Genomic DNA, 12,775 nt, shown 5'->3' on the forward strand with positions numbered 1-12,775 from the left:
GGGCAGGATGCAGGGTCGGGTCGGCCTACGATCGAGCCATGGAACCCACGACGCAGGGCGTGCTGCTCACGCTCCTCGGCGTCGTCATCGGTGCGGTCACCGCCCTCGCCTGGCGGGTCAGCGAGCGGCAGCTCCGCGGCCCGGTCCCGCCCCCCGAGGTCGACACGGCCGTCGTGCCGGCCGGGGTCGCCACGGTCCTCGGCGCCCTGCGCTCGAGCGCGCTGGTGGTCGACGAGAACGACGTCGTCCTGCAGGCGTCCGCGCCGGCGTACTCCCTCGGGCTGGTGCGCGAGAGCGAGCTGCAGGTCGAGGAGCTGCGCGACCTGGTCCGGCAGGTACGCCGCGACGGGGAGACCCGGCAGACGGAGCTGGAGGTCCCCCGCGGGCTCGGCAAGGGACCGGCCGCCGTGCAGGCACGGGTCGCCGCGCTGAGCAGCCGGCTGGTGCTGGTGCTCGCCGAGGACCGGACCCGGGAGCGCCGGGTCGAGGCGATCCGGCGCGACTTCGTCGCCAACGTCTCCCACGAGCTGAAGACCCCGGTCGGGGCGCTCACCCTCCTCGCCGAGGCGGTCGGGGAGGCGGCCGACGACCCGGAGGCGGTGCAGCGGTTCGCCGGCCGCATGCACACCGAGGCGGCCCGGCTCAACCGGTTGGTCCAGCAGATCATCGAGCTCTCGAGGCTCCAGGACGACGACGCCCTGGACCAGGCGCGCCCCGTGGAGGTCGACCGGGTCGTGGCGCGTGCGATCGACGCGATCTCGATCGAGGCGATGTCGAAGGGCGTCTCGATCGTCTTCCAGGGCCGCCACGGGCTCGAGGTGCTCGGCAACGCCGACCAGGTGGCGCTCGCGCTCGGCAACCTGATCTCCAACGCGGTCGCCTACTCGCCGGAGAACAGCAAGGTGGTGGTCGCCGCGATGCCCGGCGAAGGCTCCGTCGACCTCACCGTGTCCGACGAGGGCATCGGCATCCCCGCCGGCGAGCTCGACCGGATCTTCGAGCGGTTCTACCGGGTCGACCCTGCGCGCCACCGCTCCACCGGCGGCACCGGGCTCGGCCTCTCCATCGTCAAGCACGTCGCTGCCTCCCACGGCGGCGAGGTGAAGGTGTGGTCGGAGGAGGGCCGGGGCTCCACGTTCACGCTGCGGCTCCCCCGACGTGCCCCCAAGAAGGAGTTCCCGTGACCCGAGTGCTCGTCGTCGAGGACGAGGAGAGCTACAGCGACGCGTTGTCCTACATGCTCCGCAAGGAGGGGTTCCAGGTCGCCGTCGCCGCCACCGGCACCACGGCCCTGGAGGAGTTCGACCGCAACGGCGCCGACATCGTGCTGCTCGACCTGATGCTCCCCGAGCTCTCGGGAACCGAGGTGTGCCGCCGGATCCGGCAGAGCTCGAACGTGCCGGTGATCATGGTGACCGCCAAGGACGACGAGGTCGACAAGGTCGTCGGGCTCGAGCTGGGCGCGGACGACTACGTCACCAAGCCCTACTCGCCGCGCGAGCTGGTCGCCCGGATCCGCGCGGTGCTGCGCCGCGGCGCGGAGCCCGAGCCGGCCGCCCCGACGCTCCAGGCAGGGCCGGTGCGGATGGACGTCGAGCGCCACGTGGTCTCCGTGCGCGGTGAGGAGGTGCCGATGCCGCTGAAGGAGTTCGAGCTCCTCGAGCTGCTGCTCCGCAACGCCGGGCGGGTCCTGACCCGCGGCCAGCTGATCGACCGGGTGTGGGGCGCGGACTACGTCGGGGACACCAAGACCCTCGACGTCCACGTCAAGCGGCTGCGCGCCAAGATCGAGGATGACCCGGGCCACCCGGTGCACCTGCTCACGGTGCGGGGGCTGGGCTACAAGCTCGAGGCGTAGCTCAGAAGGCGCCGAGCCCCTCGAGCACGAGGAGCACGCCGAAGATCGCGAAGGCGGCCGCGGCGCCGTACTTGATCGCCTTCTCGGGGAGCTGCCGGCCGAGCACCGCGCCGACGCCGATCGCGAGCGCGTCCGCGAGGACCATGCCGAGGGTGCTGCCGACCCAGGTGCCGAACCACCCCTCCTGGGTGGCCAGCGTGACGGTGGCGAGCATCGTCTTGTCGCCCAGCTCGGCGAGGAAGAACGCCGTGCCGACGGCGAGCAGCGCCATGCCGCGCGACCGCCGAGCCTTCTCCGCCTCCTCCTCGGTCAGCTCGTCGCCCCGGAGCGTCCATGCCGCGAAGCCGAGGAACGCGAGCCCGGCGAGGATCGAGATGACGTCCTGGTTCTCGGTGAACGCCTCACCGATCGCGACCCCGAGCCCGACGGAGACCAGGTGGACGATCGCGGTGGCGACCGTGATGCCGATCAGCACGTCGCGGGCGCGGTAGCGGGCCGCGAACGTCATCGCCATCAGCTGCGACTTGTCACCGAGCTCGGCGACGAAGATCACCGCGGTGCTGAGGAGGAAGGCGTACATGACCGAGCCACGCTACGTGCGGTGGCGAGCCCCTCAGTCCGCGGTCGGCTCAGGATGTGACGAACCCGACTCGAGCCAGCCGCGGAACGCCTCGAGGTTGCGGGTCGACTCACCGCGCGAGAGCCGCCACTCCCACTCCTTCCGGATCGAGGAGGCGAAGCCGAGCTCGAGGATCGTGTTGAACGACTCGTCGGCGTAGGTGAGCACCGCGCCCAGCAGCCGGTCGACCTCCTCGGGGGTGACGCTGGAGAGGGGCAACCGGCCGTCGAGGTAGATGTCGCCGAGGTGGTCGACGGCGAAGGCGACCCCGAAGAGCCGGAGGTTCCGCTCGAGCATCCAGCGGTAGACCCGCTCGTGGTTCTCGTCGGGGTGGCGGGCGACGAAGGCGTGCACCGCGAACGAGTGCTCGCCGACGTCGAGCCGGCACGGCGTCTGCAGCTTGCGCTCCCCCGGCAGGGTCACCGAGAAGAGACCGTCGCCGATCTCCTCCCACTCCAGCTCGCTGTCGGCGAGGACCGACCGGACCGTCTCGATCGCCCGCGCGCGGTCACCCATACAGCTCCCCGACCATCGGCTGGCGCGCGGCGACCGCGGCCCGCCGGTAGACGTCGAGGGTCAGCTCCGCGGTGCGCTCCCAGCCGAACTCCTGCGCGTGGCGGGCGGCGGCGCGACCGAGCCGTTCCCGGTACGCCGGCGCGGAGGCGACGCGTTCGATCGCGCGGGCGTAGTCGGCCGGGTCGTGGCCGTCGACGAGGAGCCCGGTGACGCCGTCCCGGACGACCGTCGTCAGCCCGCCGACCGCGGCCGCGACGACGGGGGTGCCGACCGCGGACGCCTCCATCGCCACCAGCCCGAAGGACTCGTTGTACGACGGGACGCAGACGAGCGTGGCCGCGGCGTACCAGTCGACGAGCTCCTCGCGGGCGACCGGCGGCACGAACCGGACCACGTCGGAGATCCCGAGCGAAGCGGCGAGCGCGGAGAGCGAGTCGGGGTGGTCGAGCCCGGAGCCCGACGGCCCGCCGACCACCGGCACGACCAGCCGCTCGCGCAGGGAGGGGTCGCGCTCGAGGAGGAGCGCGGCGGCGCGGACCAGTACGTCGGGGGCCTTGAGCGGCTGGAGCCGGCCGACGAAGAGCGGCACGACCGCGTCGGGCGGGAGCCCGAGCCGCGCGCGTGCCGCCTGTTGGTGGCAGGGGCGGAACAGCTCGAGGTCGACCCCCGGGGGGACCACCTCGACCCGGCTCGGCCACGCGTCGTACAGGTTGATCAGCTGCTTGGCCTCGACGTCGGTGTTGGCGACGAGCATGTCGGCGGCCTCGACGACCTGCTCCTCGCCGAGGACCCGCGGCTGCGGCTCGGGGGTGTCCCCCTCGGCGAGCATCGCGTTCTTGACCTTCGCCATGGTGTGCATGGTGTGGGCCAGCGGAACCGACCAGCGGTCGCGGAGCAGCGCCCCGACCTGGCCGGAGAGCCAGTAGTGGGAGTGGACGAGGTCGAACCAGCCCTGCTCGTGACCGGCCTCGGTGCGCAGCAGGTGGCGGGCGAAGACGCACAGCTGGGCGGGGAGCTCGTCCTTGGGCAACCCCTCGTAGGGGCCGGCGAGCACGTGGTGCACCCGCACCCCGGGCGCGGCCTCGACGATCGGCGGCAGCGCGCTGCTGGTGGCGCGGGTGTAGATCTCGACCTCGAGGTTGCGGGCCGCGAGCCGCTTCGACAGCTCGAGGACGTAGACGTTCATGCCCCCGGCGTCACCGGTGCCCGGCTGGTCCAGCGGGGAGGTGTGGAGGCTGATCATCGCCACCCGGCGCAGCGGCCCCCCGAGCGAGCCGGGGGTGGGCGGGACCTCCTCCCGGCGCCTGACGCGGGGGCGCGTCGACCGTGCCAGCGGGGGCAGGGCATTCGTCACGTGGGGCACCTCCGGGGTCTCAACCACGGAGGATGATGTCGTATTTCCTCGACGGGTCATCAGGCACCCGTGGCCGGGGACCTCATACCCCGTGAGCGGGGTGGTATCCCGTGGGCGGGTCAGCCCAGACCGTGCAGGTTCTTCGCGGTCGGCGAGGTCGGCACGGTCGCCGGGTCGGGGTCGGTGCCGAGGAGCCGGTCGGCGGTGTGCGCGGTGGTCACCGTGAGCCAGTAGTTCTCGTTCTTGAAGTGGTGCAGCCGGTGGTGGCGCCAGACGGCGCGGTACGCGCGGGACCGGGGCTTGTAGTCGGTGTGCACGAGGTAGTGGGTCCACTCGTAGACCAGCCCCACGGTTGCGACCGTCATCGAGAAGGTCAGCCCCAGGCCGGCTGTCGGGAAGAGCAGCGGCGGCACCGCGAGCACCACCGCGACGACGACCAGCAGCGTCTGCCAGGGGATGAAGACCAGCGGGACGTCGCGCGGGTCCTGGTGGTGCTCGCGGTGCTTGCGGGCGAGCTGGGTGTCGAGGGTCACCGCCCCGACCTGGCGCGGCCGCCAGTGCAGGACGAAGACGTGCACGAGCCACTCGACCAGCGGGAACAGCGCCAGGAAGACGGCCGGGGCGAGCAGGTCGCGCACCCCCAGGTCGCCGACGACCAGCCGGGCGGTCGTGGCGGCGACGAGCGCGGACGCGACGATCCACGGCGACGGGTGGCGGACGAACTCGGCAGCGGCCTCGCCGAGCGTCGGGGTCCGGCGGCGGGAGTCGACGGTCGTCACTTTGCCTCCAGTGCGTCGAGGGCGGCGTCCAGCGCGGTGGTGGCGGGGCCGAGCAGCGCCTCGGCGCGGGCCCGGGCGAGCGGCCCGTCGTGCGCCTCGACGGCGTCCACCAGTCCGGCGTACGCGCGGACCTGGTCGACCTCCTCGGCCATCAACCCGGCGAGCGCGTCGATCGCCGGCTCGTAGGCGCCCCGGAGGCTGTTGAACATCAGCCGGAAGGCGATCGAGTCGGCGGAGTCGACCACCAGCTCCCAGAAGTCGAGCGCGAGGTGCTGCCGGCGGACCGGGTCGTCGTCCTCCTCGAGCGCCGCGACCACCTCGCGGAGCCGCGGCGGGACGTCGGCACCGGCCCGCTCGGCGGCCAGCTCGGCGACGATCGGACCGACCCGGAGCCGGGCCTCTAGCAGGCTGCGGGCGACCGCGACGTCGAGCCGGCCGCCGCGGACGAGCAGCCGGGCGAGCAGCTCGAGGCCGCCCGTGCGCCGGAAGTCGCGGACCGTCGTCGCGTCGCCCTGGCGGACCTCGACGAGCCCGGCGTGGGAGAGCCGCTGGAGCGCTTCCCGCACTGCCGGACGGGAGACGCCGAGGACCTCGGCGAGCCGCCGCTCGCTGGGGAGGGTGGCGCCGGGCGCCAGGTCACCGGCGACGAGCTCGCCGAGGAGCTGTTCGTAGACGTCGTCCGGGACGCTCCGGCGTCGGACGGGTTGCAGGGCCACGAGCGCGAGCCTGCCGTGCCGTCCGGCTGATGGTCAAGTGGTCTGGCCAGTGCTCTTCTGGGCGATGGGTGCGCACGTCGTGACCGCCATGGAGGCGTGGACCAGCGCCGCCGAACCGATGTCGGCGTCGACCTCGAGCCCGGCCGCCCCGAGCTGGGTGTGGAGCGGAAGGGCCGTCGATCTCGACGTCGTGTACCCGTCGGTAGCCACCGCATGGCACACTCGCGGCGTGCTGACCATCGGACTCGTCGGAGGCATGAGCTGGGAGAGCTCGGCCGAGTACTACCGCCTCCTCAACGAGGGTGCCCAACGCCGGCTCGGCGGGCTGTCCTCCGCCAAGATCGTGCTCAGCTCGGTGGAGTTCGGAGAGCTCACCCACCTGCAGCGCAAGGAGAAGTGGGACGACGTCGCCGAGATCCTGGCGACGGCGGCGGACGGGGTCGAAGCCGCGGGCGCGAGCGTCCTGCTCCTCTGCACGACCGCGTTCCACATGGTGGCCGACCAGGTCGCCGCCGCGGTCGACATCCCGATGCTCCACCTCGGTGACGTGGTCGCGGAGGCGGTGAAGGCGCAGGACCTCGAGTCGGTCGCGTTCCTGGGCACGGCGTTCTCGATGGGCCGGCCGTTCTTCACCGACCGCATCGCCTCCCACGGGCTGCAGGTGCTCGTCCCCGACGAGCGGCACCACGCGACGTTCGACCGGATCATCTACGAGGAGCTCGTGCACGGGAAGGTGCTCGACACCTCCCGACGCGCGGTGGTCGAGGTGATCAACGAGCTGTGGGACGAGGGCGCCGAGGGTGTGGTGCTCGGGTGCACCGAGCTCGAGATGCTGATCAAGCAGGCCGACTCCGACCTTCCGGTCTTCCCGGTCACCACGTTGCACGTCGAGGCCGCGCTCGACCGCACGCTCCCCTGACCCGGCCTGACCCGGCCTGACCCGGCCTGACCCGGCCTGACCTGGCCTGTCTCAACCCAGCAGGGCGTCCACCACGGGGCCGAGCACCTCGCCGGCGCGACCTCTCACGACCAGGTCGGCGACGCCGTCGAACGGGGTGGGCTCGTCGTTGACGATCACCAGGCGGGCGCCGGCGTCGATGGCGTCCATCGGCAGCGCGGCCGCCGGGTAGACCTGCAGCGAGCTCCCGACGACGACCAGCACGTCAGCCCGGCGGACCAGGTCCGAGGCGGCGTCCACCACGCCGGGGAACAGCTGCTGGCCGAAGGAGACCGTCGAGGACTTCACCAGCCCCTCGCACCGGGGGCAGTGCGGGTCGGCCTCCCCGGCGTCCAGCCGCTCGAACGCCCAGGTGTGCGGGGCGTCCCAGCCGCAACCGGCGGGGGTGCCGTACTCCGGCCGGTGGCCGATGCACATCACCCGGCGGGCGGTGCCGTGGAGCTCGACGACCGTCCGCGACCCGGCGTCCTGGTGCAGCCCGTCGATGTTCTGCGTGACCACGCCCAGGCAGCGGCCGGCGTCCTCGAGCCGCGCGAACGCGAGGTGGGCCCGGTTCGGCGCCCACGGCTCGGCGAAGAACTCGGTCCGCATCTCCCAGCTCAGCGCCCGCACCTCGGGGTCGGTGACGTAGCGGTCGAACTCGAAGTTCCGCGGGTCGTAGCGCGTCCACACCCCGCCCGGTGAGCGGAAGTCCGGGATCCCCGACTCCGTCGACACCCCGGCGCCGGTGAACCCGACGACCGCACGCGCGTCCCTCAGCAGCTCGACCAACTCCATGCCGGCCAGCGTAGGTCGCCGCCTGGAGGGGACGGACGGACGTGCGGCTCTCCGCCACCACCGGCTGAAGAGCCCGCCTCCGGCGCGAGCTGCACGTCCGAGCGGCCCTGTGGAGAGCCGTTCGACGAATCGGCCGGTACGCGACAGCCGTGATCGTGCCCCGGAACCGCAAGGTCGCGCCCGAGCGGCGTCGAGGAGTCGACGTCCGGTGGCGCGACCTCGCTCCCGACGAGCGGCACGGCGACGTGACCTCCCACTACCGGACGGTGCTCGACTGCGCCCGGGACCTTCCGCTCCCCGATGCGCTCGCGGTCGCCGACTCCGCCCTGCGCCACCGCGACATCGACCAGGAGCGGCTCGTCGAGCTGGCCCTCACGGTCCCCACGACTGGCCGGACGGAGGCACTCCGCGTCGCGACCGAAGCCAGCCGGCTGGCGGCGAACCCGTTCGAGTCGGCGGTGCGGGGCATCAGCCTCGAGGTGCCGGGGCTCCGGTTGCGGCCCCAGGTCTGGATCGAGGAGCGTGGGTTCCGCGGCCGCCCCGACCTCGTCGACCGCCGGCGCCGGCTGGTGGTCGAGGCCGACTCGTTCCAGTTCCACGGCACGCGCCGGGCGCTCCGACGCGACTGCGAGCGGTACAACGCCCTCGTCGTGCGCGGGTGGACCGTCCTGCGGTTCGCCTGGGAGCACGTCATGTTCGAGCGCGACTACGTCCGGGACTGCCTCATCGCTGTCACGGCAGGGCCCGACCGACGTGCAGATCTGCCGCCGACGCTGCTCTGGACCGCCTGATCCGGCGGAGCTGCACGTCCGAGTGGCCGTTGTCAGTCGAGGTCACCCAGCAGGACGTCCTCGGCCTCCTCGACGCTGTGCTGCGCGGGGCCGCCGTGCAGGGCCCGGTCGATGGTCCGTGCGCCCGTGGCGACGACCACCACGCCGACGGCGACGGCTGCGGCACCGAACCAGAACGGTGCGTGCAGGTCGACGTGCTCGGCGAGCTTGAGCGCGACGTAGGGGCCGACGGCGCCGCCGGTGAACCTCACGAAGGAGTACGCCGCGGAGGCGACCGGCCTCTCCACGGGCGCGGACCCCATGACCGCCTCGGTGACGAGCGTGTTGGTGACGCCGAGGAAGGCACCGGCGACGACGATGCCGGCCGCGATCGCGACCTCGTGGTCGGCGAAGACCGCCATCTGCGCGAGGTCGAGGGCGAAGAGGGCCAGCACCGCCGTCAGCGACGGCATCGTTCCGAACCGCCGCTGCAGCACCGGCGCGAGCGCCACGGAGGTGACGGCGAGCAGCACGCCCCAGCCGAAGAACGTCCAGCCGATCGCCATGATGTCGAAGCTCGGCAGGGCGAACGGGCCGGCGGCCATCAGCGTGAAGAACCCGAGGTTGTAGAAGATCGCGACCAGCGCGAGCAGCAGCAGCGCCTTGTGGCGCAGCGCCCGGAACGGGTCGGCGAGCGACGTGCGCCGACCGACCGGTGGGGTCGTCGGCAGGAAGAACGCGGTGGCGACCAGGGCGAGCGTCATCAGCACCGAGACACCGAAGAACGGCGCGCGCCACGACTGCTCCCCGAGCAGCCCGCCGAGCAGCGGCCCCGAGGCGATGCCGAGCCCGAGCGCGGCCTCGAAGAGGATGATCGCCTGCGCCACCGAGCCGGACGACGCGCTGACGATGGTGGCGAGGGCGGTCGCGACGAACAGCGCGTTGCCGAGCCCCCAGCCGGCCCGGAACCCGATGACCGCGCCGACGCTGTCGGAGGCACCGGCGAGGCCGGCGAACACGATGATCAGCACGAGCCCCGAGAGCAGCGTCCGCTTGGGGCCGATGCGGCTGGACACCACGCCGGTGACGAGCATCGCGACGCCCATCACCGCCATGTAGCTGGTGAACAGCAGCGACACCTGGCTCGGCGTCGCCTCGAGCTTCGCGGCGATCTCCTTGAGGATCGGGTCCACGAGCCCGATGCCCATGAACGCGATGACGCACGCGAAGGCCACGGCCCAGACGGCGCGCGGCTGGCGGAGGATGGAGCCGCCCTGGGCGGGCGCCTCGGTGGGTGCGGTGGTGACGGGGCTGGTCACGGGGTCCCTTCGTCGTCGTCGGTCTCGAGCAGGTCGCGCAGCACCGCCACGGCGGTGAGGACCTCGTCGGTGGTGTGGTCGGTGCGCTCCCGGACGCGTGCCGCGATCGCTTCGCCGTTCGCCCGGCGGGCGCGCCGGAGCTCGGCGCTCCCCTCGTCGGTCAGCGCGACGACGCTCCCCCGCCGGTCGGTGGGGTGCGGCTCCTTGGCCAGCCATCCCCGCTCGACGAGGCCGCCGACGGCGGCCGACATGGTCGGCTGCGAGCAGCGGTCGAGGTGGGCGAGCTGGGTGATGCCGAGCGGTCCGTGCTGGTCGAGCAGCGCGAGGACGCGCAGCCCGGCGGACATCTCGTGGCGGCGACGGATCGCCCGGGTGAGCCGGGAGGCGTACATCACCAGGTCGCTGCAGGCGTCGACGAGTGCGGGTTCGGTGGCCACGAGCACCCAGGTTACATAGTGTTCCTATGCAGTCGTAGCCGCTGCGCTGTGACCTCGCCCACCCGCGCGTGGCCGGCGGGGGCTCCGCGGGCCCCTAGACTTGGCCAGTTCCCTCCCCCACGTCGAAGTGACTCCCGCATGCCTCAGCAGACCCGGCACGACCTCCGCAACGTCGCCATCGTGGCGCACGTCGACCACGGCAAGACCACGCTCGTCGACGCGATGCTCCACCAGGCCGGGTCGTTCACGGCCCACCAGCACGTCGACGAGCGGGCGATGGACTCCGGCGAGCTCGAGCGGGAGAAGGGGATCACGATCCTCGCCAAGAACACCGCGGTCCGGTACGCCGGCCCGGCGCTGAAGGAGCTCGACGAGCCCGTCGAGGCGATGACCATCAACATCATCGACACCCCGGGCCACGCGGACTTCGGCGGCGAGGTGGAGCGCGGCCTGAGCATGGTCGACGGCATCGTGCTGCTCGTCGACGCCAGCGAGGGGCCGCTCCCGCAGACCCGGTTCGTGCTCCGCAAGGCGCTCAACGCCGACCTGCCCGTGGTGCTGGTGGTCAACAAGGTCGACCGCAGCGACGCCCGGATCACCGAGGTCGTCGACGAGACGTACGAGCTGTTCATGGACCTGCTCGACGACAGCCACTCCCAGGACGCCCTGGACTTCCCCGTCGTCTACGCCAGCGCGAAGGCCGGTCGGGCGAGCACGGAGATGCCGGAGAACGGCGGGCTCCCGGACTCCCCCGACCTCGAGCCGCTGTTCCGGACGATCATCGAGACGATCCCGGCCCCGACGTACGACGACGAGGCCCCGCTGCAGGCGCACGTCACCAACCTCGACTCGAGCCCGTTCCTCGGCCGGCTCGCGCTGGTGCGCGTGAAGCAGGGGACCCTCCGCAAGGGCCAGCAGGTGGCGTGGCTCAAGCGCGACGGCAGCCAGCAGAACGTCAAGGTCACCGAGCTCCTCGTCACCGAGGCGCTCGAGCGGAAGCCAGGCGAGCAGGCCGGCCCGGGCGACATCGTCGCGATCGCCGGCATCCCGGAGATCATGATCGGCGAGACGCTCGCCGACCCCGAGGACCCCAAGCCGCTGCCGCTGATCACCGTCGACGAGCCCGCGATCTCGATGACGATCGGCACCAACACCAGCCCCCTCGCGGGCCGGGTCAAGGGCGCCAAGGTCACCGCGCGGCTGGTCAAGGACCGGCTCGACAAGGAGCTCATCGGCAACGTCAGCATCAAGGTGCTGCCGACCGAGCGCCCCGACGCGTGGGAGGTCCAGGGCCGTGGTGAGCTCGCGCTCGCGATTCTTGTCGAGCAGATGAGAAGAGAGGGCTACGAGCTCACCGTCGGCAAGCCGCAGGTCGTCACCAAGGAGATCAACGGCAAGCTCCACGAGCCGATGGAGCGGCTGACGATCGACGCGCCGGAGGAGTACCTCGGCGCGATCACCCAGCTCCTCGCGGTCCGCAAGGGGCGCATGGAGCAGATGACCAACCACGGCACCGGCTGGGTGCGGATGGAGTTCATCGTCCCGGCACGCGGCCTGATCGGCTTCCGCACCGAGTTCCTCACCGACACCCGCGGCACCGGCATCGCGCACCACGTGTTCGAGGGCTACGAGCCGTGGGCCGGCGAGATCCGCTCGCGCGCCACCGGGTCGCTGGTCGCGGACCGCGCGGGTGCCGCGACGGCGTACGCGATGACGAACCTGCAGGAGCGCGGCGTCATGTTCGTCGAGCCGACCACCGAGGTCTACGAGGGGATGATCGTCGGCGAGAACTCGCGCGCCGACGACATGGACGTCAACATCACCAAGGAGAAGCAGCAGACCAACATCCGCTCCTCCACCTCCGACAACTTCGAGAAGCTCATCCCGCCGCGCAAGCTGTCGCTGGAGCAGTGCCTGGAGTTCTGCCGCGAGGACGAGTGCGTCGAGGTGACGCCGGAGACGGTGCGGATCCGCAAGGTCGTGCTCGACCAGAACCAGCGCGCGAAGGCGGCGTCCCGGGCCCGCAAGGGCTGATCATCCCCGCAGCGCAGCCACTCCGGGGCCCTGGAGCTCCGGGAGGACGGACGCCCGTCCGGTGAGGGCCATGGCGAGCGCCTCGAGCGTGCCGGCGACCTCCGGCCCCTCCCCGTGCCGCCAGTCGGCGTCGGTGGCGCGCAGGGTGATGCCGTCCGTCCGTCGCGGGTCGACCAGCGCCGGCGCGGCGCGGCCCGAGGTGAGGTGACCCAGGAGCTCCCGCCAGTCGTCCCGGGGCACGTCCGCCGCCAGCCCCAGCGGACGTGCGAGGTCGCGGAGGTGGATGCAGGAGTCCGCGAAGGGCCCCATCGGCCCGACCCGCGGCGGGTCCACCCGGTCGTCGGCGTGCCGGCGAAGGAGCGCGACGAGCTCGGCGGGTTCACGCTCCGCCAGCCGGCGGGCCAGGTGGTCGACGGTGGCCGCGGTGTCCCCGCGGAACCGGAGCGAGGTCACGAAGAAGCGGCCGAAGCCGACGAACGCCGGTTGCAGAAGGTGCCCTGCGAGGTGCCGGACCGTCCACCCCTCGCACAGCGTCGGCGCCGCCCATTGCTCCGGCCCCAGCCCCTCGAGCACGTCGGCGAGCAGCCGCCGGTTGCGCGCAGTGCGCGTGAAGACCTCTTCCCTCTCCATCGCCCCTC

General features: G+C 72.4%; 15 protein-coding genes. 5 read left to right on the forward strand and 10 right to left on the reverse strand.

What is annotated here, in order from left to right:
- Positions 1-38: 38 nt before the first annotated feature.
- Both FIP57_RS07430 and FIP57_RS07435 read left to right on the forward strand, forming a co-directional pair.
- Positions 39-1,184 (forward strand): sensor histidine kinase, encoded by a 1,146-nt coding sequence (locus FIP57_RS07430; RefSeq protein WP_148572880.1) that lies wholly within the window; start codon positions 39-41, stop codon positions 1,182-1,184.
- The gene (locus tag FIP57_RS07435) at positions 1,181-1,858 is read left to right on the forward strand and encodes a response regulator transcription factor (RefSeq protein WP_148572881.1); all 678 of its coding nucleotides are present in this window, start codon (positions 1,181-1,183) and stop codon (positions 1,856-1,858) included. Before FIP57_RS07430 ends, FIP57_RS07435 begins: the two co-directional genes overlap by 4 nt.
- Before the next feature lies 1 nt (position 1,859).
- Here the strand turns inward: FIP57_RS07435 and FIP57_RS07440 are convergent, their stop codons facing one another.
- From FIP57_RS07440 to FIP57_RS23120, 6 genes are all read right to left on the reverse strand, one after another.
- A complete protein-coding gene (locus tag FIP57_RS07440) occupies positions 1,860-2,438 on the reverse strand; it encodes a TMEM165/GDT1 family protein (RefSeq protein WP_148572882.1) in 579 nt (192 codons plus the stop codon).
- Between the two features lie 33 nt (positions 2,439-2,471).
- Positions 2,472-2,993, reverse strand: a complete 522-nt coding sequence (locus tag FIP57_RS07445) for a type III secretion system chaperone family protein (RefSeq protein WP_148572883.1) — start codon at positions 2,991-2,993, stop codon at positions 2,472-2,474.
- Complete coding sequence (mshA, locus tag FIP57_RS07450; RefSeq protein ID WP_476739173.1) at positions 2,986-4,347, reverse strand: D-inositol-3-phosphate glycosyltransferase; 1,362 nt, start codon at positions 4,345-4,347, stop codon at positions 2,986-2,988. Before mshA ends, FIP57_RS07445 begins: the two co-directional genes overlap by 8 nt.
- 119 nt (positions 4,348-4,466) lie before the next feature.
- Positions 4,467-5,126: a sterol desaturase family protein gene (locus tag FIP57_RS07455; RefSeq protein ID WP_148572885.1), complete on the reverse strand. Its 660-nt coding sequence runs from the start codon at positions 5,124-5,126 to the stop codon at positions 4,467-4,469.
- A complete protein-coding gene (locus tag FIP57_RS07460) occupies positions 5,123-5,842 on the reverse strand; it encodes a FadR/GntR family transcriptional regulator (protein WP_148572886.1) in 720 nt (239 codons plus the stop codon). The genes FIP57_RS07455 and FIP57_RS07460 overlap by 4 nt, the downstream gene beginning before the upstream one ends.
- A gap of 33 nt (positions 5,843-5,875) precedes the next feature.
- Positions 5,876-6,052 (reverse strand): hypothetical protein, encoded by a 177-nt coding sequence (locus FIP57_RS23120; RefSeq protein WP_162529703.1) that lies wholly within the window; start codon positions 6,050-6,052, stop codon positions 5,876-5,878.
- Between the two features lie 19 nt (positions 6,053-6,071).
- On the opposite strand from FIP57_RS23120, the gene FIP57_RS07465 reads away from it, so the two are divergent.
- Positions 6,072-6,761, forward strand: coding sequence for an aspartate/glutamate racemase family protein (locus tag FIP57_RS07465; RefSeq protein WP_148572887.1), 690 nt, complete (start codon positions 6,072-6,074; stop codon positions 6,759-6,761).
- Positions 6,762-6,812: 51 nt separating this feature from the next.
- On the opposite strand, the gene FIP57_RS07470 is transcribed toward FIP57_RS07465, so the two are convergent.
- Positions 6,813-7,577 carry an SIR2 family NAD-dependent protein deacylase gene (locus tag FIP57_RS07470; protein WP_148572888.1) on the reverse strand — a complete coding sequence of 255 codons (765 nt, stop codon included), beginning with the start codon at positions 7,575-7,577 and terminating at the stop codon, positions 6,813-6,815.
- A gap of 149 nt (positions 7,578-7,726) precedes the next feature.
- Here FIP57_RS07470 and FIP57_RS07475 point away from each other — a divergent pair, with 149 nt between their 5' ends.
- Entirely contained in the window at positions 7,727-8,368 is a 642-nt protein-coding gene (locus FIP57_RS07475) for an endonuclease domain-containing protein (protein WP_162529704.1), read from the forward strand.
- 32 nt (positions 8,369-8,400) lie between these two features.
- Here FIP57_RS07475 and FIP57_RS07480 read toward each other — a convergent pair whose 3' ends face one another.
- Complete coding sequence (locus FIP57_RS07480) at positions 8,401-9,666, reverse strand: MFS transporter (RefSeq protein ID WP_148572890.1); 1,266 nt, start codon at positions 9,664-9,666, stop codon at positions 8,401-8,403.
- Positions 9,663-10,103 carry a MarR family winged helix-turn-helix transcriptional regulator gene (locus tag FIP57_RS07485; RefSeq protein ID WP_238993344.1) on the reverse strand — a complete coding sequence of 147 codons (441 nt, stop codon included), beginning with the start codon at positions 10,101-10,103 and terminating at the stop codon, positions 9,663-9,665. The genes FIP57_RS07480 and FIP57_RS07485 overlap by 4 nt, the downstream gene beginning before the upstream one ends.
- A gap of 138 nt (positions 10,104-10,241) precedes the next feature.
- On the opposite strand from FIP57_RS07485, the gene typA reads away from it, so the two are divergent.
- Positions 10,242-12,137, forward strand: a complete 1,896-nt coding sequence (gene typA / locus FIP57_RS07490) for a translational GTPase TypA (RefSeq protein WP_148572891.1) — start codon at positions 10,242-10,244, stop codon at positions 12,135-12,137.
- On the opposite strand, the gene FIP57_RS07495 is transcribed toward typA, so the two are convergent.
- Positions 12,138-12,767 carry a maleylpyruvate isomerase family mycothiol-dependent enzyme gene (locus FIP57_RS07495; protein ID WP_148572892.1) on the reverse strand — a complete coding sequence of 210 codons (630 nt, stop codon included), beginning with the start codon at positions 12,765-12,767 and terminating at the stop codon, positions 12,138-12,140.
- Positions 12,768-12,775: the final 8 nt, after the last annotated feature.

This window comes from Nocardioides caldifontis (genome assembly GCF_008087345.1).
In the GTDB taxonomy this organism is placed as follows: domain Bacteria; phylum Actinomycetota; class Actinomycetes; order Propionibacteriales; family Nocardioidaceae; genus Marmoricola_A; species Marmoricola_A caldifontis.

Coding starts and splice junctions, on each gene's coding strand:
- FIP57_RS07430 (WP_148572880.1), top strand. CDS start 39: ATGGAACCCACGACGCAGGGCGTGCTGCTCACGCTCCTCGGCGTCGTC.
- FIP57_RS07440 (WP_148572882.1), bottom strand. CDS start 2,438: ATGTACGCCTTCCTCCTCAGCACCGCGGTGATCTTCGTCGCCGAGCTC.
- FIP57_RS07445 (WP_148572883.1), bottom strand. CDS start 2,993: ATGGGTGACCGCGCGCGGGCGATCGAGACGGTCCGGTCGGTCCTCGCC.
- FIP57_RS07470 (WP_148572888.1), bottom strand. CDS start 7,577: ATGGAGTTGGTCGAGCTGCTGAGGGACGCGCGTGCGGTCGTCGGGTTC.
- typA (WP_148572891.1), top strand. CDS start 10,242: ATGCCTCAGCAGACCCGGCACGACCTCCGCAACGTCGCCATCGTGGCG.
- FIP57_RS07495 (WP_148572892.1), bottom strand. CDS start 12,767: ATGGAGAGGGAAGAGGTCTTCACGCGCACTGCGCGCAACCGGCGGCTG.